We start from the raw sequence: 17,022 nt of genomic DNA on the forward strand, positions 1-17,022 counted from the left end.
AAAGGAATACTGCGGCGGTCAGAGGATCCGCGCGGCCTCGTCGAACGGCAACCGCGGCGAGCGTGCGAACAGTTTGGCCGGATCGCCGTGGCCGAGGTTGACCAGGAAATTCGACTTGATCGTGGTGCCGGCGAAGAACGCCTCGTCGACCTTGGCATTGTCGAAGCCCGACATCGGCCCGCAATCCAGCCCGAGCGCGCGTGCGGCGAGGATCAGGTAGGCGCCCTGCAGGCTGCCGTTGCGAAACGCGGCCGGGCTGCGGTTCTCGCGCGGGCCGTTGAACCAGCTTTTGGCGTCGGTATGCGGGAACAGGTACGGCAGCTTCTCGTGGAAATCCTCGTCGAAGCCGACGATCACCGTCACCGGCGCGGCCATGGTTTTGGCGTAATTGCCCTCGTCCAGCGCCGGGCCGAGCTTGGTCTTGGCCTCGGCCGATTTCACGAACACCAGTCGCGCCGGGCTCATGTTGGCGCTGGTCGGGCCCCACTTCATCAGGTCGTAAAGCTCGCGCAGGGTCTCGTCGCCGACCTCACCGCCCAGCTCGTTGTGGGTGCGGGCGGTACGGAACAACTGGTCGAGCGCGGCCGGGCTCAGCGCCTGTGCCTGCTGCGGGGTCGAGGCATCTGCCATCTGGATCTCCATGATCGGGATTGTGGAACGGGATTCGGAACCGCAAGCGACGCCGCGGCCGATGCAGGCAAGTGTAAAGTCTGGCGGTGGAGCAACAGCCGATGCGCTCGCAACGGATTACGGACAAAAATGGAACAATCGAGCCCCCGCTCGCGCACCTGGACCCTGACGGACGGCAATGCCGGCAACCTGCGGCAGGCGCACGCATTGGCCTCCGCGCTGGGGCGACCGGCGCGCGATTGGGCCCTGCAGACCCGCGCGCCGTGGCGCTGGCTGGCTCCGCGGGCGCTGCCGGGCGCGGCCCACGCATTCGGTGACGGTTTCGCCCGGGCCCTGGCCGCCGCGCCGGAACTGGCGATCGGCTGCGGGCGCCAGGCCGCCCTGGCGACCCGGCTGCTGCGTCGTCGCGGCGCCCGCGCGGTGCAGATCCTCGACCCGCGGATCGCGCCGGGACACTGGGACATCGTGATCGCGCCCGAACACGACGGCCTCGAAGGCGGCAACGTGATCCGCCTGCTCGGCAGCCTGCATCCGGTCGACGACGTCTGGCTCGACGAGGCCCGGCGGACCTTCACCGCGTTGGCAACGCTGCCGCAACCGCGCACGGCGCTGCTGCTCGGCGGCAACAGTGCCCACGCCCGGTTCGACCCGGCAATGGCCGATGCCGTGGCCGGGCGGCTGCAACGCGTGGTCGATGCCGAGGACGGCTGCCTGCTGGTGACCACCTCGCGACGCACCCCGGCGGAGGTCACCGCGCGCCTGCGCCAGCGTTTCGCCGGCCGCGCGGGGATGATCTGGAGCGGGCCCGGCGACGGTGCCAACCCGTACCCCGGCCTGCTCGCCTGCGCGGACCGCATCGTCTGCACCGCCGACTCGGTCAACATGCTGTCGGAAGCCTGCGCGACTGATCTGCCGGTGTTCGTCGCCGGCCTTGACGAGGTCAAGGGCCGGCCGCGCCGGTTCGTCGACAGCCTGCTCGGATTGGGCCGGGTGCGCGCACTGGACGATACCCTCGCCGCGTTCGCGACGACGCCGTTGCGCGAGACGGCGCGGGTGGCCGCGGAGGTGCGGCGGCGGCTGCAGTTGGATGCCGGGTCGTAGACGCATTTATAGGAGCGGCTTTAGCCGCGATCGGAAATCGTTCGCCTGTGCCGACTCCAGATCGCGGCTAAAGCCGCTCCTACAAATTCGGAGCGGCGATGAAATCCAGTTGCTGCGCCTTCGCCGCGTCGCGGATCGCCGCACGCGCCTCGACAATCTCCGCGTCCATCGGCACCCGTCGCGGGCGTCGGTCCAGCGTGCACTCCAAGCCCCGCGCCAGCAGCGTGGCGTGGGCGGCGTGGAGGGCGGCGCGGGTGTCGCCGTCGAACACGCCGGCACGATGCAGCGCCTCGACCAGGCCGGGGGTATCGCGCGGGCCCAGCAGTTCAGGGACGGCGTCGGCATGGTCCAGTACCAGCGCCTGCAGCAGGAATTCCAGGTCGACCAGCCCGCCCTCGCCCTGCTTGAGGTCGAACGCCGCCGCATCGCTGCGATCGAGCTCAGCGCGCATGCGCGCACGCATCTTGCCGACGTCCGCGCGCACCTGGGCCGGGTCGCGTTCGCGACCGAGGGTCGCCCCGCGGATTCGGTCGAAATCGGCACATAGGCTGGCGTCGCCGCTGACGCAGCGCGCGCGCACCAGCGCCTGATGCTCCCAGTTCCAGGCGCGGCTGCGCTGGTAGTCGGCGAAGCTGGCAAGGGTCGAGACCAGCAACCCCTTGGCGCCGTCCGGGCGCAGCCGCACATCGACATCGAACAGCCGGCCGGCGGCGGTGACGGTGCCAAGCAAGGCGACGACCTTCTGTGCCAGGCGTGCGAACCAGCGCGACGCTTCCAGCGGGCGGGCGCCGTCGGAGAGCGCGTTGCCGCCGTCGATATTGGCATCCACGTCGGCATCCCCATCGGCATTCACGTCGTACAGGAACACCAGGTCGAGGTCGGATCCGAAGCCCAGCTCCGCGCCGCCGAGGCTGCCGTAGCCGAGCACGGCGAACCGAGCGCCGGGCACTTCGCCGTGGGCGGCGACGATCTCGCGCCGGGCCAGCGCCAGCACGCGCATGACCACGCCGTCGGCCAGCCACGCCAGTTGCCGGGTGCTCTCGACCGCGCTCTGGCGGCCGTCGCGGCTGGCCATGGCGATGCGGAAGCCCAGCGCCTGGCGAACTTCGTTGAGCGCATTCAACACCGCTTCGACGTCGTCGCCGGCGATGCCGTCGTCGGCCTCGCTGGCGACGGCGAGGCAGGCACTGATCAGTTCGTCGCGATCGGGCAGCGGTCCGCCGATGCGCACATCCAGCAGCTCGTCCAGCAGCAACGGGTAGGCCGCCAGGCGCTCGGCCAGCAGCGCGCTGTGGCTGACCACCTCGACCAGCCGCGCCAGCGCCGGCGGCTGTTCGTCGAGCAGCGCCAGGTAGGCGCTGCGACGCAGGATGTTGTGCAGCAGCGCGAGCAGCCGACGCAACGCCAGCAGCGGCTGGCTCGATTGCGCGGCGCCGTGCAGCAACGCCGGCAACACCCGGTCCAGGCGCGCACCGGTGCTGTCCGACAGGCCGCGCACGCCGGGGCTGCGGGCGAAGTCGCGCAACAGCGCGTCGGCCGGCCCGGCGTCGGTCTGTCCGGCTTCATCGAAACCCGCGCGGGCCAGAACGGTCGCGTCGCCGGCGTGTTCCGCGCCGGTGTCGCGCAGCGCGCGCCAGTACGCGGCCAGCGCCTCGGGTTCGCGCTGGCGTCGACGTGGCGCCAGCAGCGCGGCGAACTCCTCGCTGACGGCGGCGCGATGCTGGTCGAGCATGGCGCGCAGCGCGGCCCAGTCACGACAACCCAGCGCAACGGCGACCCGGGCACAGTCGAGGTGGTCGTCCGGCAAGGCATGGGTCTGCGCATCGCGCAGCATCTGCAGGCGGTTCTCCAGCCGGCGCAGGAACCGGTAGGCGTCGGCCAGCGCGGCACCGGCCTCGGGCTCGACCTGATGGGCCTCGATTAGCGCGGCCAGCGCCGGCTGCAATTGGCGGCCGCGCAACTCGGGCTCACGGCCGCCGCGGATCAGTTGCAGCGCCTGCACCAGGAATTCGATCTCGCGGATGCCGCCGGGGCCGCGCTTGATGTCGTCAGCCAGCTCCTTGCGCGCGACCTCGGCGGCGATCGCCGCCTTCATCGCGCGCAGGCCGTCGAGCGCGCCGTAGTCCAGGTAGCGGCGGTAGACGAACGGCCGCAGGGTCTCGAGGAATTCCTCGCCGGCGGCGATGTCGCCGGCCACCGGCCGCGCCTTCTGCCAGGCGTAACGTTCCCAGTCGCGGCCCTCGTGCTGGAAATACTGCTCCATCGCCGCGAACGACCACGCCACCCGGCCGGCGTTGCCGTACGGTCGCAGGCGCAAATCGACGCGATGGCAAAAGCCGTCGACGGTGACCTCGTCGAGCAGCTTGGCCAGTTGCTGGCCGATCCGCGAAAAGTACGGCTCGGCATCCAGCGGACGGGCGCCATCGGAGCTGCCGCCCTCGGCATAGCCATAGACCAGGTCGACGTCGGAACTGAAGTTCAGCTCGCCGCCGCCGAGCTTGCCCAAGCCGAACACCACCAGCCGCTGGACCGCGCCATCGGCATCGCGGACCATTCCGTGACGGCCGGCGAAATCGCGCTGCAGCGCCTCCAGCGCGACCTGCAGGCACTGTTCCGCGAGTGCGGTGCTGCCGGCAAGGGTCGCGTCGACATCATCGAGTCCGTGCACGTCGCGCCACACCAGCCGGGTCGACTCGGCCTTGCGGTGGCGGCGCAGCAGGCCCGGCCACTCGTCGCGGTTGCCGGCCTCCAGATCGGGAACGGCCGCCGGCGCGGCACCGTCGTCGGCCAGCAGCCGCCGCAGCAGCGCCGGTTGCGCCACCAGGGTGTCGATGGCGAAGTCGCTGGCGATCGCGACCGGCCGCAGGCGCCCGCGTTCGGCCTCGTCGAGCTCGGCGACCGCGCCGAGGCGATCGAATGCGCGGGCAGCGATGGCGTCGGCATCGAAGCCGGAATCGGAAACGTATTTCATCGGCGCCGATGATGGCACGCGTTGCCATGCGCACGGCTCGACCATCGCGCCGGCCAACGAAAACGGCCGCCCTCGCGGGCGGCCGTCGGATCAACGCAGGTCGAGTCCCGGACTATCGAGTCAGTCGGCCACGGCGCGGGCGGCATTGACCCGGCCAGTGCCATAGGCATCGTCGTTGCCGTTCTTGCCGAGGTCATCGGCGGACTGGCGCAGGATGCGCTCGACCGCTTTCGGCGACATCTCGCCGCCGTGCTTGCCGACGATCAACGCCGCCACGCCGGAAACGTGCGGCGCGGCCATGCTGGTGCCCGCGCTCCAGCCGTAGAAGCTGTCGCCACCACTGCTGGTGGTCGAACTCATGACCATGTCGAACGCCCAGCACGGCACCGTCACGCCCTTGACCGTGCACGCCTCGGTGCCCGGATAGACGAAGTCGCCACCCGGTGCACCGAAGTCGATCGCCGACTGGCCGTAGTTGCTGTAGCTGGCCAGGGTGTCGAGGTTGGTGTCGAAGTCGTAGGCCCAGCCGGTCGGCCCCAGCGCCGAGACCGTGACTACCCCTGGCAACTGCGCCGGAAACGCGCGCAGGTTGGCGCGGTAGCAACTGCCGTCGTCGTCGCAGATCTCGATGCCGCTGTCGTGGTCGAGGTCGCGGCCGTCGTTGCCGGCCGATGCCACCACCAACGCGTTCTGGCTGCCGGCATACTGCACCGCGCGCTTGGTCGCATTGATCAGCTCGGCCACTTCGCTGCCACCCACCGGCAGGCCGCCGCGCACGCCCAGGCTCATGTTGATGACGTCGGCGCCGTGGTCGGCCGCATGGACGATGCCCTGGATGATGCCGCCGAAGCTGCCGCTGCCATTGATCTCGCTGAGCACCTTGACCGCGATCAGCTTGGCTTCGGGAGCGACGCCGATGGTCCCGGCGCCGTTGTCGCCGGCGAGGATCGTGCCGGCGGTGTGGGTGCCGTGGCTGCTGCCGCCGGTGTTGCAATAGTCCTCGCCCGGCACGAACGACGCCGAATCGGCCGCCAGCAGGTTGTCGGCGAACTCCAGGTGGTCGCAGTACAGGCCGGAATCGAGCACCGCGACGGTCGCGCCCTCGCCGCGGTAACCGGCGTTCCACGCGCCGGCCGCGTCGATCGCGGCGTGGCCCCACTGCAGGTCGAAGAAGCGGTCGTCATCGCTCGAGTTCGGCGGATTGGCGAAGTCTGCGCTGAGTCGCTGTTGCGGGTCGGGTTGCTCGAACTGCACGGTCACGTCGGCCACCGCCGAACGCACGCCCTGGAGCTTGCCGGCACGGGTGGCGAAATCGGGATGGCCCGATTCGACGATGACCACGCCGATCTGCGGCAGGCGCGCGGTGATCGTGCCGCCGGCGGCCTCGACCTTGGCGGCAAGCTTGTGGTCGAACTTGGTCTGGTGGGCGCTGACGACGTAGGTGGCGGCGTGTGCGGAGGCGGCACAGCACATGGAAGCGAGGGCGACGGAGACCGCCCGGGCGAGCAAGCTCATGGAATTACCCCTGTATTGGAGGACAGTAAGGCGAGGTGGCGGCAACGGGGGTCGCCAGCCACGTCCGAGCCTAGGATGGCTGGAAGCTGAATGCTTGCCGCGACGCAGCATGCGAGTGAACGGCTTCAGGATGCGGCCGGCCACGTATTGGCCGGATCCACCGGGAACGCCGTGGCACTCGGAAACTAAAAAGCCCGCCCCGGTCGAACCGGTAGCGGGCCTGCTCCCTCCCCCACGTCGGGATGCGGCTCGATCGTGAAGGAATTGTTATCCGCATTGCACGCTGCAGTGCAAAAAAGAACCCTCGGGTTCAATAACACTCGCCCGGCAAAACGAAAGGCCCGCACGGGGCGGGCCTTTCGAGGTTGCTGCTGATGCGGAGTGGTGGCTTAGAAACCCATGCCGCCCATGCCGCCCATGTCGCCGCCGCCCGGCATCGCCGGCTCTTCCTTCTTCGGCAGTTCGGCGACCATCGCTTCGGTCGTGATCATCAGACCGGCGATCGACGCGGCGTTCTGCAGCGCGGTGCGGGTGACCTTGGTCGGGTCCAGGATGCCGAACTCGAGCATGTCGCCGTACTCGCCGTTGGCGGCGTTGTAGCCGTAGCTGCCCTTGCCTTCCTTGACCTTGTTGAGGACGACCGAGGCTTCCTCGCCGGCGTTGATGACGATTTCGCGCAGCGGCGCTTCCATCGCGCGCAGGGCGATCTGGATGCCGTGGTTCTGGTCTTCGTTGATGCCCTTCAGGCCGGTGATCGCGGCCAGCGCACGGATCAGGGCGACACCGCCGCCCGGGACCACGCCTTCTTCCACCGCAGCGCGCGTGGCGTGCAGGGCGTCTTCAACGCGGGCCTTCTTCTCCTTCATCTCGATCTCGGTGCTCGCACCGACCTTGATCACCGCCACGCCGCCGGCCAGCTTGGCCACGCGCTCCTGCAGCTTCTCGCGGTCGTAGTCGGAGGAGGTCTCCTCGATCTGCGCCTTGATCTGCTTGATGCGGCTCTCGATGCCCGCGGTGTCGCCGGCGCCGTCGATGATGGTGGTGTTCTCCTTGGAGATCTGCACCTTCTTCGCACGACCGAGGTCGTTGATGGTCGCCTTCTCGAGCTGCAGGCCGACTTCCTCGGAGATCACGGTGCCGCCGGTCAGCACGGCCATGTCTTCGAGCATCGACTTGCGACGGTCACCGAAGCCCGGCGCCTTCACCGCGCAGACCTTGACGATGCCGCGGATGGTGTTGACCACCAGCGTCGCCAGCGCTTCGCCTTCCACGTCCTCGGCGACGATCAGCAGCGGCTTGCCGGCCTTGGCCACGCCTTCCAGCACGGGCAGCAGGTCGCGAACGTTGGAGATCTTCTTGTCGTAGAGCAGGATGAACGGGTCGTCCAATTCTGCCTGCATCGACTGCTGGTTGTTGATGAAGTACGGCGACAAGTAGCCGCGGTCGAACTGCATGCCCTCGACCACGTCCAGCTCGTTGTCCAGGCCCGAGCCGTCCTCGACGGTGATCACGCCTTCCTTGCCGACCTTGTCCATCGCCTTGGCGATCAGGTCGCCGATGTCGGCATCGGAGTTGGCGGAGATCGCGCCGACCTGGGCGATTTCCTTGCTGGTCGACGACGGCTTGGAGATCTTCTTGAGCTCCTCGACCGCGCCAATCACGGCCTTGTCGATGCCGCGCTTGAGGTCCATCGGGTTCATGCCGGCGGCGACCGCCTTCATGCCCTCGCGGATCAGCGCCTGCGCCAGCACGGTGGCGGTGGTGGTGCCGTCACCGGCGATGTCGGAGGTCTTGGAAGCAACTTCCTTGACCATCTGCGCGCCCATGTTCTCGAACTTGTCGGCCAGCTCGATCTCCTTGGCGACGGACACGCCGTCCTTGGTGATCGTCGGGGCGCCATAGCTCTTGTCGAGCACGACGTTGCGGCCCTTCGGGCCCAGGGTTGCCTTGACGGCATTGGCGAGAACGTTGACGCCGCGCACCATCTTTGCGCGCGCGTCTTCGCCGAAACGGATTTCCTTGGCAGCCATTGCGGATTACCTCAAAAAGAATTGCGAAATAGGGGGAGAACGGAAGGTCGGACGAGTCCGGCGATCAACCGAGGATCGCGAAGATGTCGTCTTCCTTGACCACCAGCAGGTCGGTGCCGTCGAGCTTCACTTCGGTGCCGCTGTACTTGCCGAACAGCACCTTGTCGCCGACCTTGACCTTCGGCGCGCGCAGGCTGCCGTTGTCGAGGGTCTTGCCTTCACCGACCGCGACGACCTCGCCCTTGATCGGCTTCTCGGTGGCCGAGTCCGGGATCACGATGCCGCCGGCGGACATCTTTTCTTCTTCCATGCGCTTGATGACCACGCGGTCGAACAGCGGCTTGATATTCATGGCAACCTCTAAGTGGTTGAAAGGGTGGGGAAAGAACGCGGAATTTAGCAGTCGCCCCGACCGAGTGCCAAGGCCGGGGACGACAACGCCCGACGGATCGGGGCTGCGACGGAGATGGGGCGCGCGGCTGGGCTTTCAAGAGGCGGCGCCACGAATTCCTGCGGATCGGGCACAAAAAAAGAGCGCGCCCCGAGGGACGCGCTCTTTCCGGTTTCGGGATTGGCTTCCGAGCGCGGCGCGATCCTGCACCTCTCCCCTGACCTGGACCCCCATGTCGAGCCGACTCCCTGTCGACCAGCGGCGATCTTGGTCAAATTTGGTCATGCTGGCTAGAGGCAGGTCCGGGCGCCATGTATCCCTATTGGTGGCACACATCTGTGATGGGCATCGAAATTATATGTAATATCGGCATTCACGTGACATTTAGCTACCAATAGACAACTAGTTGAAGTTATTTTTGGTAGCTGCGTGAGTATCGGTAACTTCGACCCATTTTTCGCTCGCCGCCGTCCAGGAACCTCCCATGACGCCCGAATTGCGCATCCGACTCGCCCGCCGGCATGCCGGGCTTTCCCAAGCCGCCCTCGCCGCCGCGGTCGGCGTCCAGCGCAGCGCGGTCAGCCACTGGGAAGCATCGCCTGGCAAGTCCCCCAGCAGCGGGCATCTGCGCCAGTTGGCACTCGTCACCGGGGTCCAGTTCGAATGGTTGGCCACCGGCCGCGGCAAGATGACCCTGTCGCCGGAGGTGGAAATGGATTCGGTCGCCGCCGCAGACGCCCTGCTGGTCGACGATCCGTTGGAGTTGCGCCTGCTCGCGGCGTTCCGCGACAGTCCGCCGCGCTCGCGGGTGCCGCTGGTCGAGGTTGCCGAGCAACTGGCGGTCCATCGCGTCGGCCGGCCGCGCGGCGCCGGTCGCGGATGACCCGATCACGCCCGGTCCAGCCCGGCGAGCTGGGCTAGGCTATGCGGCCAGCCACGCCCTCGATGCCCCCGATGCCCGTCCTGCTCTGCCTGTGCACCTGTCCCGACGCCGCCAGTGCCCGCACCATCGCCGATGCGCTGGTCGGCGAGCGCCTGGCCGCCTGCGTCAACCGGCTGCCCGGACTGGAGTCGACCTACCGCTGGGAGGGTCGGGTCGAACACGCCGACGAGGTGCTGCTGCTGATCAAGACCACGACCGAGCGGCTCGACGCTTTGACCGCGCGGCTGCAAACACTGCATCCGTATGAACTGCCCGAGCTGGTCGCGGTCGAAGCCGCCGGCGGCCTCGCCCCGTACCTGGCCTGGGTGGCCGAACAGACCCGTGACGATGACTGAACCAATGACGCCCGCCCGCCGCCGATTGGCAGCGGCCCGCTGGCGATGGCCGAGCCTGGTGTTGCCAGGCCTTGCGCTGCTGGCGCTGCTGGCTGCCCCGGCGAGCGCCGCGATCGACCCCGATGACCTGCTGCCGGTCGACCAGGCGTTCGCCCTCAGCGCCGCGGCGGAGTCGCCCGACGCGATCGGCATCCACTGGAAAATCGCCGACGGCTATTACCTGTACCGCCATCGCACCAGTGTGAAGTCCGACGCCGGCTTCGCCGCCGGGCCGCTGCAGTTGCCCAAGGGCAAGGCCTACGAGGACGAGTTCTTCGGCAAGGTCGAGACCTATCGCGAGCAGCTGCGCGCGGTCCTGCCGGGCCAGGCGCGTGCGCCGCGCACCACCCTGACGATCAAGTACCAGGGCTGCGCCGACGCCGGCATCTGCTATCCGCCGCAGACCCGGACGGTGCAGGTGGCGTTACCGGGCGGCGCCCCCGCAAGCGAGGCGCGACGCACCCCGCTGGTGGCGTTCGGCAACCGCGGCGGCGCGCTAGCGAGCAACTCCGTCGCCGGCAGCAACCCGCTGCTCGGACGCACCACGATCGGCACCGATCCGCTGCCGTTGCCGCCGGAACAGGCCTTCGGCTTCGAGGCGATCGCCGGCGACGGAAATACCTTGTTGCTGCGCTTCACCCCGGCACCGGGCTACTACCTCTACCGCGACAACACCACCCTGAAGCTGGACGACGCGCGCGGCATCACCCTCGGCGCGCCGCAGTGGCCCGACGGGACCGCGCACCACGACGAGTACTTCGGCGAGGTGGTGGTCTATTTCCGCCAGATCGACGTACCACTGCCGTTGCGTCGCACGCAGCCCGAACCGGCCACGATCCGCCTGATCGCGACCTTCCAGGGTTGCCAGACCGATGGCATCTGTTATCCGCCGATGACGCGGATAGTGGAGGTGGCGCTGCCGGCGGGCGAGGTGACGAGTGCCACTGGCCGCGGCACTGCTACGCCGGATTCCGACAACGCCGCGGCAGCTTCGGCTGCGAATACCGGCACATCCCCCGCCCCCGGTCCCGTCGCAGCTGCTTCGGGTAGGAGCGACGTGAGTCGCGACCCGCCGAACGCTGGAGACGATGCACGGGTCGCGACTGACGTCGCTCCTACAGGAGGGGCGACGCCGGACCGCTCGGGAGCATCCGCCGCCGGTCAGGCCGAGGACAGCCGCCTAGCCGCCGCGTTGTCGGGGCCGGACCGCTGGCTGGCGCTGCTGAGCTTCTTCGGGTTCGGCCTGCTGCTGGCGTTCACCCCGTGCGTGCTGCCGATGATCCCGATCCTGTCGGGTCTCATTGCTGGTGCCAGTGCCGCCGCCGGCGCCTCGGCCGGCCACGCGCGCGGGCTCGGCGCCGGGCGCGCGTTCGGGCTGTCGTTCGTCTATGTGTTCGCCAGTGCGCTGGTGTTCACCGTTGCCGGCGTCGTGGCCGGACTGGTCGGCGCCAACCTGCAGATCGCGTTCCAGAACCCGTGGGTGCTGGTGGCGTTCGCGGCGCTGTTCGTCGCGCTGGCGTTGTCGAGCTTCGGGCTGTTCGAGATCCAGTTGCCGGCCGTGCTGCGCAACCGCCTCGGCCGCCTCAGCGACCAGCAGCGCGGTGGTTCGCTGGCCGGGGTCGCGGTGATGGGGGCGCTGTCGGCGCTGATCGTCGGGCCGTGCGTGGCGCCTCCGCTGGCGGCCGCCGTGCTGTACATCGGCCAGACCCAGGACCCGGTATTTGGCGGCGCCGCACTGTTCCTGCTGGCGATGGGCATGGGCGTGCCGCTGCTGGCGTTCGGCGTCGCTGCCGGCAAGGGCTTGCCGACCAGCGGGCCGTGGATGGTCGCGGTGCAGCGAGTGTTCGGCTTCGTGTTCCTCGGCCTGGCGGTGTGGATGCTGTCGCGGATCCTGCCGGCGCCGCTGGTGCTCGGCTTGTGGGGCGCGCTGCTGATCGGCGCGGCAGTGATGCTGGCGCTGGCCGTTGGCAAGTCGACGACCGGCGACGGCCTGCGCGCGCTCGGCTGGACCGCGGCCGCGCTGCTGGGCGTGGCCGGCGCGGCGCAGGTGCTCGGCGCCCTGGCCGGTAGCCACGATCCGCTGCAGCCGCTGGCAGGGCTGCGCGGCGGTGGCACCGAGGTCCGCGAATTGCCGTTCCGCCCGATCAAGTCGCTGGCCGACCTCGACCGCGAAGTCGCTGCCGCCCAGGCCGCCGGCCGGCCGCTGCTGCTCGATTTCTATGCCGACTGGTGCGTGGCCTGCAAGGAGATGGAGAAGTACACCTTCCCCGAGCCCGCGGTGCACGCGGCGCTGGCCGATTTCGTCCTGCTCAAGGCCGACGTCACCGCCAACGACGCCACCGACCAGGCGCTGATGAAACGACTCGGCATCATCGGCCCGCCGGCGACGCTGTACTACGTCGATGGGACCGAGCGCCGCGAATTGCGCCTGTTCGGCTTCGAGCCCGCCGCGGCGTTCGCCGAACGCGCCACCCGGGCCAGCGAGGCTGGCCGATGAAGTCGACCACCAAGGTGTTGCTGGTCGCCCTCGGCGCCGGCACGCTCGGCGCGGTTGCCGGCCTGTGGAGCCACGGCCCGGGCCCGCTGCTCAACAGCGAACTCGGCCAGCGCGCGCTGCAGGGCGCGCTGTCGGCCAGTGCCCCGCCGCCACCGGCGGACCTCGCAGTGGCCAGGCGCGGCGACGTCATCCCGGCCTTGCGCCTGCCGGACCTCGACGGCCAATCGGTCGACGTCCCCGGCGCCTGGCCCGGACGGCCGCTGCTGATCAACTTCTGGGCCAGCTGGTGCGGCCCGTGCATCGAGGAAATGCCGGAACTCGACCGTTTCGCCGCCAGCCAGGACGCCAACGGCGTGCAAGTGGTCGGCATTGCGCTCGACAACGCCGACGACGTGCGGGCCTTCCTGCAACGCATCCCGGTGGCCTACCCGATCCTGCTGGACGCGCCCGGCCCGCGCGACTCCGCGGTCCAGCTCGGCAACCCCAACGGCGTGCTGCCGTACACCGTGCTGATCGACCCCGACGGCCGCTTGCGCAAGCAGAAGGTCGGGCCGTTCCAGCCCGGCGAGATTGACGGCTGGGTGGAACTCTAGGCCGAACTGCATCGCCATCCGTCGTCACCCGTCGAAATTCAAACAACCGCTTAAATCGCGACAACTTCGGCGAAACGGCAGCGAACGTCTGGACACGCCGGCGCTACTCGGCCACACTGCCGGCCTTTCCGATTCCCGGCCCGACATGGCGAAGCTGCTGGTCCTGCACGGCCCCAACCTCAACCTGCTCGGCGAACGCGAGCCGGCGATCTACGGCCACACCACCCTCGCCGAGATCGACCGCGACCTGTGTGCGCGCAGCGAGGCCCTCGGCCACGAGATGGAATGCCTGCAGTCCAATGCCGAGCACGTGCTGGTCGACCGGGTGCAGGCCGCCCGCGCCGACGGCACCGCCCTGATCCTGCTGAACCCCGCCGCCTTCACCCACACCAGCGTCGCCCTGCGCGATGCCCTGGCGGCGGTCGCCCTGCCGTTCTACGAGATCCACCTGTCCAACCCGCACGCCCGCGAGCCGTTCCGCCGCCAGAGCTATTTCAGCGACCTGGCCGTGGGCGTGGTCGCAGGCTTCGGGGTCGACAGTTACCGCTACGCGCTCGATGCCGCTCTGTCGCGGCTGGCGTCGACCCGCCACTAGATCCACCTCCCGCAGCCGCCACCCGCGGCTCCCCGAACACCACCAAGAGGCCCGCCCATGGACCTGCGCAAAATCAAGAAGCTGATCGACCTGCTGGAAGAATCCAATCTGGCCGAGATCGAGATCAAGGAAGGCGAGGAATCGGTCCGCCTGGCCCGCACCCCGCGTGGCGGCATCGCCGCACCGATGATGCAGGCCGCGCCGGTGCAGGTTCACGCGCAGGCGCCGATGCCGATGCAGTCGCCGACCGAGTCGGCCACCGGTGGCAGCGCCAAGGCCGCCGACGACCTGCCCGACGGCCATGTGCTGCGCGCGCCGATGGTCGGCACCTTCTACACCTCGCCGGCACCGGACAAGCCGCCGTTCGTGACCGTCGGCCAGTCGGTCCAGGCTGGCGACACCCTGGCGATCATCGAGGCGATGAAGATGTTCAACCCGATCGAGGCCGACGTCTCCGGCACCGTGCTCAAGGTGATGGCCGAGAGCGGCCAGCCGATCGAGTTCGACCAGCCGCTGTTCGTGATCGGGTGACCCATGCTCGATAAGGTCGTCATTGCCAACCGGGGCGAGATCGCGCTGCGCATCCTGCGCGCCTGTCACGCGCTCGGCATCCGCACGGTCGCGGTGCATTCCACCGTCGACCGCAACCTCAAGCACGTCGCGATGGCCGACGAGTCGGTCTGCATCGGCCCGGCGCCGTCGACCGACAGCTACCTCAACATGGCGCAGCTGATCGCCGCGGCCGAGGTCACCGACGCCCAGGCGATCCACCCGGGCTACGGCTTCCTGTCGGAGAACGCCGACTTTGCCGAGCGCGTCGAGGAGTCCGGCTTCATCTTCATCGGCCCGAAGGCCGAGACCATCCGCCTGATGGGCGACAAGGTCGAGGCGATCCGGGCGATGAAGGACGCCGGCGTGCCCTGCGTGCCCGGCAGCGGCGGTCCGCTCGGCGACGACCCTGCGACCAACATCGCGATCGCCCGCGAGATCGGTTACCCGGTGATCGTCAAGGCCGCCGGCGGCGGCGGCGGCCGCGGCATGCGCGTGGTCCACACCGAGGCCGCGCTGGTCACCGCGATCCAGACCACCAAGGCCGAGGCCAAGGCCGCGTTCGGCAACGACATGGTCTACATGGAGAAGTTCCTGGAGAACCCGCGCCACGTGGAGATCCAGGTGCTGGCCGACGGCCAGGGCAACGCGATCCACCTGGGCGAGCGCGACTGCTCGATGCAGCGCCGCCACCAGAAGGTGGTCGAGGAAGCGCCGGCGCCCGGCATAACGCCCGAGCAGCGCGCGGAGATCGGCAAGGTCTGCACCGAAGCCTGCGTGCGCATCGGCTATCGCGGCGCCGGCACGTTCGAGTTCCTGTACGAGAACGGCCGCTTCTACTTCATCGAGATGAACACCCGCATCCAGGTCGAGCACCCGGTCACCGAGATGGTCACCGGCATCGACCTGGTGCGCGAGCAGCTCAACATCGCCGCCGGCCACAAGCTGTCATTCAAGCAGGACGACATCGTCCTGGAAGGCCACGCGATCGAGTGCCGGATCAACGCCGAGGACCCGGACACCTTCATGCCGAGCCCGGGCCTGATCCAGCATTTCCACGCTCCCGGTGGCCCCGGCGTGCGCGTCGACAGCCACATCTACGAGGGCTATCGGGTGCCGCCGAACTACGACTCGATGATCGGCAAGCTGATCGTGCACGGCCCCGACCGCGAAACCGCGATCGCACGCATGCGGGTGGCGCTGAGCGAGATGGTGGTCGACGGCATCAAGACCAACATTCCTTTGCAGCAGCGAATCCTCGCCGACGTCGGTTTCCAGCAGGGTGGGCAGAACATCCACTACCTGGAGAAGCGATTGAAGGAGCAGAAGGAAAAGTCGCTGTCGATCGTGTAACGATCGTGGAAAATCCGGCCCGCCCGCGGCCGGTGGCAGCGGCGGCTAGCGGCGCCCCCCGTCGGCCGCCTGTGCCGGCCGCTGGGTTCCCGGAATCGGCCGCACGCCGTCGCTCGAGGAAACGCTGACCACGGTCACGTACTCGCTCGAGCCATCCGGCCAGATGACCTTGAAGGAACTCCCGGTCGGGAGCGCGGAGAACGGCGCGCCGCTGTCGGCGCGATAGGCCGCGGCCACCTGGGTGGCACCGGCGGTCCGCTTCTCCAGCGGTGAATGCACCGACGTCGCCGTCACCGCCGACATCCCGCGGTAGTCCTCACCGAACACATCGATCACGACCCCCGCGGCCACCACGGAATACGCGGTGAGCAAAAACGTCCAGAACAGGAGTTTGATCCTGCGCACGACAACCTCCTTCTTCATTTCGGCACCTTCTCCTCGCCCAGCAGCAAGTCGACCATTTCATTCACCACGTCCGCCCCCTGTCGCGGAACGGCGGCATCGAAGACAAAACCATTGAAATCCTGGGAGGGATCGCGCGAACAGATCCCGCCATTGGCGCACTGCGACACCATCACCGAGCTTTCGGCGCCGCACTCCATGCCCAGGTCGCAGGCGGCGACCTGCCACGCGACTTCCGCGAGCCGGGTGCCGGCCACCTGGTCCGCGAATGCGCGGTCGCCGCTTGCCTGGATCCCCATGGCCGGCGCCAGCGCCGCGAAGGATTCGGGGTCGCGGGACTGCTGCACCCGGGCCACCAGCCCGTGCTTGTACTCGTCGCCGGGATCGAGCGGCTCGCCCAACGCCAGCAACGCGGCCTCGGCGGCGAGGCTGCCGGCCCGCGCGGCTTCGCGGGTCATGCCGAGGATCACCGTGTAGGACAGGCCGTCTGCCGGCACGAACCGGGCGCAACGTCCACTCGTGCGGACCCGTGCGGCGACCATCGCGCCGGAGGTCGTCAGCTGCATGTCCCGGATCGCCTGGGTGTCGGCGGCGTAGTCCGCCGGCGCCATCGCGTACGCCGAGCAGTATTCGTAGACCCGGCTCAATATCCAGGTCGCCTGCGGATCGCCCGCCCGCACTGCTGGCGCCAGGCTGTTGGCATAGGCGTACAGATCGCGTGCGCGCTCGAACCCGGCGCGGAGATCCGACGTGGCGGGGACATCGCGACCGGATTGCCGAGGCCGCGTACCGCCGGCAAAAAGATGGTCGGCGCCGGGCTGCCCGGCTTCAACGGGAACGTCGACGGCCATTCCGGCCGCGGCCGCGGCCGGGTCGGCGGCGACCGGCGCCCCGCGTTCGTCCCAATGCGCCAGGATTGCCCCCAGCAACAACACTGACGTCAACGAAAGCAGGACCAACTGGCGGTGCACTGCGGGCAAGAGGGACGGCTCCCGGGTTCGGACCCCGACGCATGCGGCGGCGCGTCATCTTAGATCAACGGCCGGTTGCCTGCGCAGGGCGCACGTCCCAACATGCA

General features: G+C 68.9%; 15 protein-coding genes. 8 read left to right on the forward strand and 7 right to left on the reverse strand.

Annotated features, from left to right (window positions below; all coding sequences use genetic code 11):
• Positions 1–18: 18 nt before the first annotated feature.
• Positions 19–630, reverse strand: a complete 612-nt coding sequence (locus SNE34_RS10240) for a malonic semialdehyde reductase (protein ID WP_332617303.1) — start codon at positions 628–630, stop codon at positions 19–21.
• Positions 631–759: 129 nt separating this feature from the next.
• Here SNE34_RS10240 and SNE34_RS10245 point away from each other — a divergent pair, with 129 nt between their 5' ends.
• Positions 760–1,731: a mitochondrial fission ELM1 family protein gene (locus SNE34_RS10245; protein ID WP_332616910.1), complete on the forward strand. Its 972-nt coding sequence runs from the start codon at positions 760–762 to the stop codon at positions 1,729–1,731.
• Between the two features lie 79 nt (positions 1,732–1,810).
• Here the strand turns inward: SNE34_RS10245 and glnE are convergent, their stop codons facing one another.
• From glnE to groES, 4 genes are all read right to left on the reverse strand, one after another.
• Positions 1,811–4,702, reverse strand: a complete 2,892-nt coding sequence (gene glnE, locus SNE34_RS10250; protein WP_425604504.1) for a bifunctional [glutamate--ammonia ligase]-adenylyl-L-tyrosine phosphorylase/[glutamate--ammonia-ligase] adenylyltransferase — start codon at positions 4,700–4,702, stop codon at positions 1,811–1,813.
• A 120-nt stretch (positions 4,703–4,822) separates the two neighbouring features.
• Entirely contained in the window at positions 4,823–6,217 is a 1,395-nt protein-coding gene (locus SNE34_RS10255) for a S8 family peptidase (RefSeq protein ID WP_332616911.1), read from the reverse strand.
• Positions 6,218–6,606: 389 nt separating this feature from the next.
• Positions 6,607–8,247, reverse strand: a complete 1,641-nt coding sequence (gene groL / locus SNE34_RS10260; protein ID WP_332616912.1) for a chaperonin GroEL — start codon at positions 8,245–8,247, stop codon at positions 6,607–6,609.
• 64 nt (positions 8,248–8,311) lie between these two features.
• Complete coding sequence (groES, locus tag SNE34_RS10265) at positions 8,312–8,599, reverse strand: co-chaperone GroES (protein WP_332616913.1); 288 nt, start codon at positions 8,597–8,599, stop codon at positions 8,312–8,314.
• 523 nt (positions 8,600–9,122) lie between these two features.
• Here groES and SNE34_RS10270 point away from each other — a divergent pair.
• The 7 genes from SNE34_RS10270 (at position 9,123) to accC (ending at position 15,542) form a co-directional block, all read left to right on the forward strand.
• Positions 9,123–9,521, forward strand: coding sequence for a helix-turn-helix transcriptional regulator (locus SNE34_RS10270; protein WP_332616914.1), 399 nt, complete (start codon positions 9,123–9,125; stop codon positions 9,519–9,521).
• A gap of 62 nt (positions 9,522–9,583) precedes the next feature.
• On the forward strand, positions 9,584–9,916 hold the full coding sequence (gene cutA, locus SNE34_RS10275) for a divalent-cation tolerance protein CutA (protein WP_425604505.1): 333 nt from the start codon (positions 9,584–9,586) through the stop codon (positions 9,914–9,916).
• Entirely contained in the window at positions 9,909–12,452 is a 2,544-nt protein-coding gene (locus SNE34_RS10280; RefSeq protein ID WP_332616916.1) for a protein-disulfide reductase DsbD, read from the forward strand. Before cutA ends, SNE34_RS10280 begins: the two co-directional genes overlap by 8 nt.
• The gene (locus SNE34_RS10285; protein ID WP_332616917.1) at positions 12,449–13,045 is read left to right on the forward strand and encodes a TlpA family protein disulfide reductase; all 597 of its coding nucleotides are present in this window, start codon (positions 12,449–12,451) and stop codon (positions 13,043–13,045) included. Before SNE34_RS10280 ends, SNE34_RS10285 begins: the two co-directional genes overlap by 4 nt.
• 145 nt (positions 13,046–13,190) lie before the next feature.
• Positions 13,191–13,640 carry a type II 3-dehydroquinate dehydratase gene (gene aroQ / locus SNE34_RS10290; protein ID WP_332616918.1) on the forward strand — a complete coding sequence of 150 codons (450 nt, stop codon included), beginning with the start codon at positions 13,191–13,193 and terminating at the stop codon, positions 13,638–13,640.
• A 57-nt stretch (positions 13,641–13,697) separates the two neighbouring features.
• Positions 13,698–14,171 (forward strand): acetyl-CoA carboxylase biotin carboxyl carrier protein, encoded by a 474-nt coding sequence (gene accB / locus SNE34_RS10295; RefSeq protein ID WP_332616919.1) that lies wholly within the window; start codon positions 13,698–13,700, stop codon positions 14,169–14,171.
• 3 nt (positions 14,172–14,174) lie between these two features.
• Positions 14,175–15,542 carry an acetyl-CoA carboxylase biotin carboxylase subunit gene (gene accC / locus SNE34_RS10300; protein WP_332616920.1) on the forward strand — a complete coding sequence of 456 codons (1,368 nt, stop codon included), beginning with the start codon at positions 14,175–14,177 and terminating at the stop codon, positions 15,540–15,542.
• Positions 15,543–15,587: 45 nt separating this feature from the next.
• On the opposite strand, the gene SNE34_RS10305 is transcribed toward accC, so the two are convergent.
• On the reverse strand, positions 15,588–15,965 hold the full coding sequence (locus tag SNE34_RS10305; RefSeq protein WP_332616921.1) for a hypothetical protein: 378 nt from the start codon (positions 15,963–15,965) through the stop codon (positions 15,588–15,590).
• Positions 15,962–16,924 carry a hypothetical protein gene (locus tag SNE34_RS10310; protein ID WP_425604506.1) on the reverse strand — a complete coding sequence of 321 codons (963 nt, stop codon included), beginning with the start codon at positions 16,922–16,924 and terminating at the stop codon, positions 15,962–15,964. The genes SNE34_RS10305 and SNE34_RS10310 overlap by 4 nt, the downstream gene beginning before the upstream one ends.
• Between the last annotated feature and the right edge of the window lie 98 nt (positions 16,925–17,022).

It is taken from the genome of Novilysobacter erysipheiresistens (genome assembly GCF_036663935.1).
GTDB lineage: Bacteria > Pseudomonadota > Gammaproteobacteria > Xanthomonadales > Xanthomonadaceae > Novilysobacter > Novilysobacter erysipheiresistens.

Bases quoted from the DNA above. Each gene is read 5' to 3' on its own strand.
- SNE34_RS10240 (WP_332617303.1), bottom strand. From the start codon at position 630: ATGGCAGATGCCTCGACCCCGCAGCAGGCACAGGCGCTGAGCCCGGCC.
- SNE34_RS10245 (WP_332616910.1), top strand. From the start codon at position 760: ATGGAACAATCGAGCCCCCGCTCGCGCACCTGGACCCTGACGGACGGC.
- glnE (WP_425604504.1), bottom strand. From the start codon at position 4,702: ATGAAATACGTTTCCGATTCCGGCTTCGATGCCGACGCCATCGCTGCC.
- SNE34_RS10255 (WP_332616911.1), bottom strand. From the start codon at position 6,217: ATGAGCTTGCTCGCCCGGGCGGTCTCCGTCGCCCTCGCTTCCATGTGC.
- groL (WP_332616912.1), bottom strand. From the start codon at position 8,247: ATGGCTGCCAAGGAAATCCGTTTCGGCGAAGACGCGCGCGCAAAGATG.
- groES (WP_332616913.1), bottom strand. From the start codon at position 8,599: ATGAATATCAAGCCGCTGTTCGACCGCGTGGTCATCAAGCGCATGGAA.
- SNE34_RS10270 (WP_332616914.1), top strand. From the start codon at position 9,123: ATGACGCCCGAATTGCGCATCCGACTCGCCCGCCGGCATGCCGGGCTT.
- cutA (WP_425604505.1), top strand. From the start codon at position 9,584: ATGCCCCCGATGCCCGTCCTGCTCTGCCTGTGCACCTGTCCCGACGCC.
- SNE34_RS10280 (WP_332616916.1), top strand. From the start codon at position 9,909: ATGACTGAACCAATGACGCCCGCCCGCCGCCGATTGGCAGCGGCCCGC.
- SNE34_RS10285 (WP_332616917.1), top strand. From the start codon at position 12,449: ATGAAGTCGACCACCAAGGTGTTGCTGGTCGCCCTCGGCGCCGGCACG.
- aroQ (WP_332616918.1), top strand. From the start codon at position 13,191: ATGGCGAAGCTGCTGGTCCTGCACGGCCCCAACCTCAACCTGCTCGGC.
- accB (WP_332616919.1), top strand. From the start codon at position 13,698: ATGGACCTGCGCAAAATCAAGAAGCTGATCGACCTGCTGGAAGAATCC.
- accC (WP_332616920.1), top strand. From the start codon at position 14,175: ATGCTCGATAAGGTCGTCATTGCCAACCGGGGCGAGATCGCGCTGCGC.
- SNE34_RS10305 (WP_332616921.1), bottom strand. From the start codon at position 15,965: ATGAAGAAGGAGGTTGTCGTGCGCAGGATCAAACTCCTGTTCTGGACG.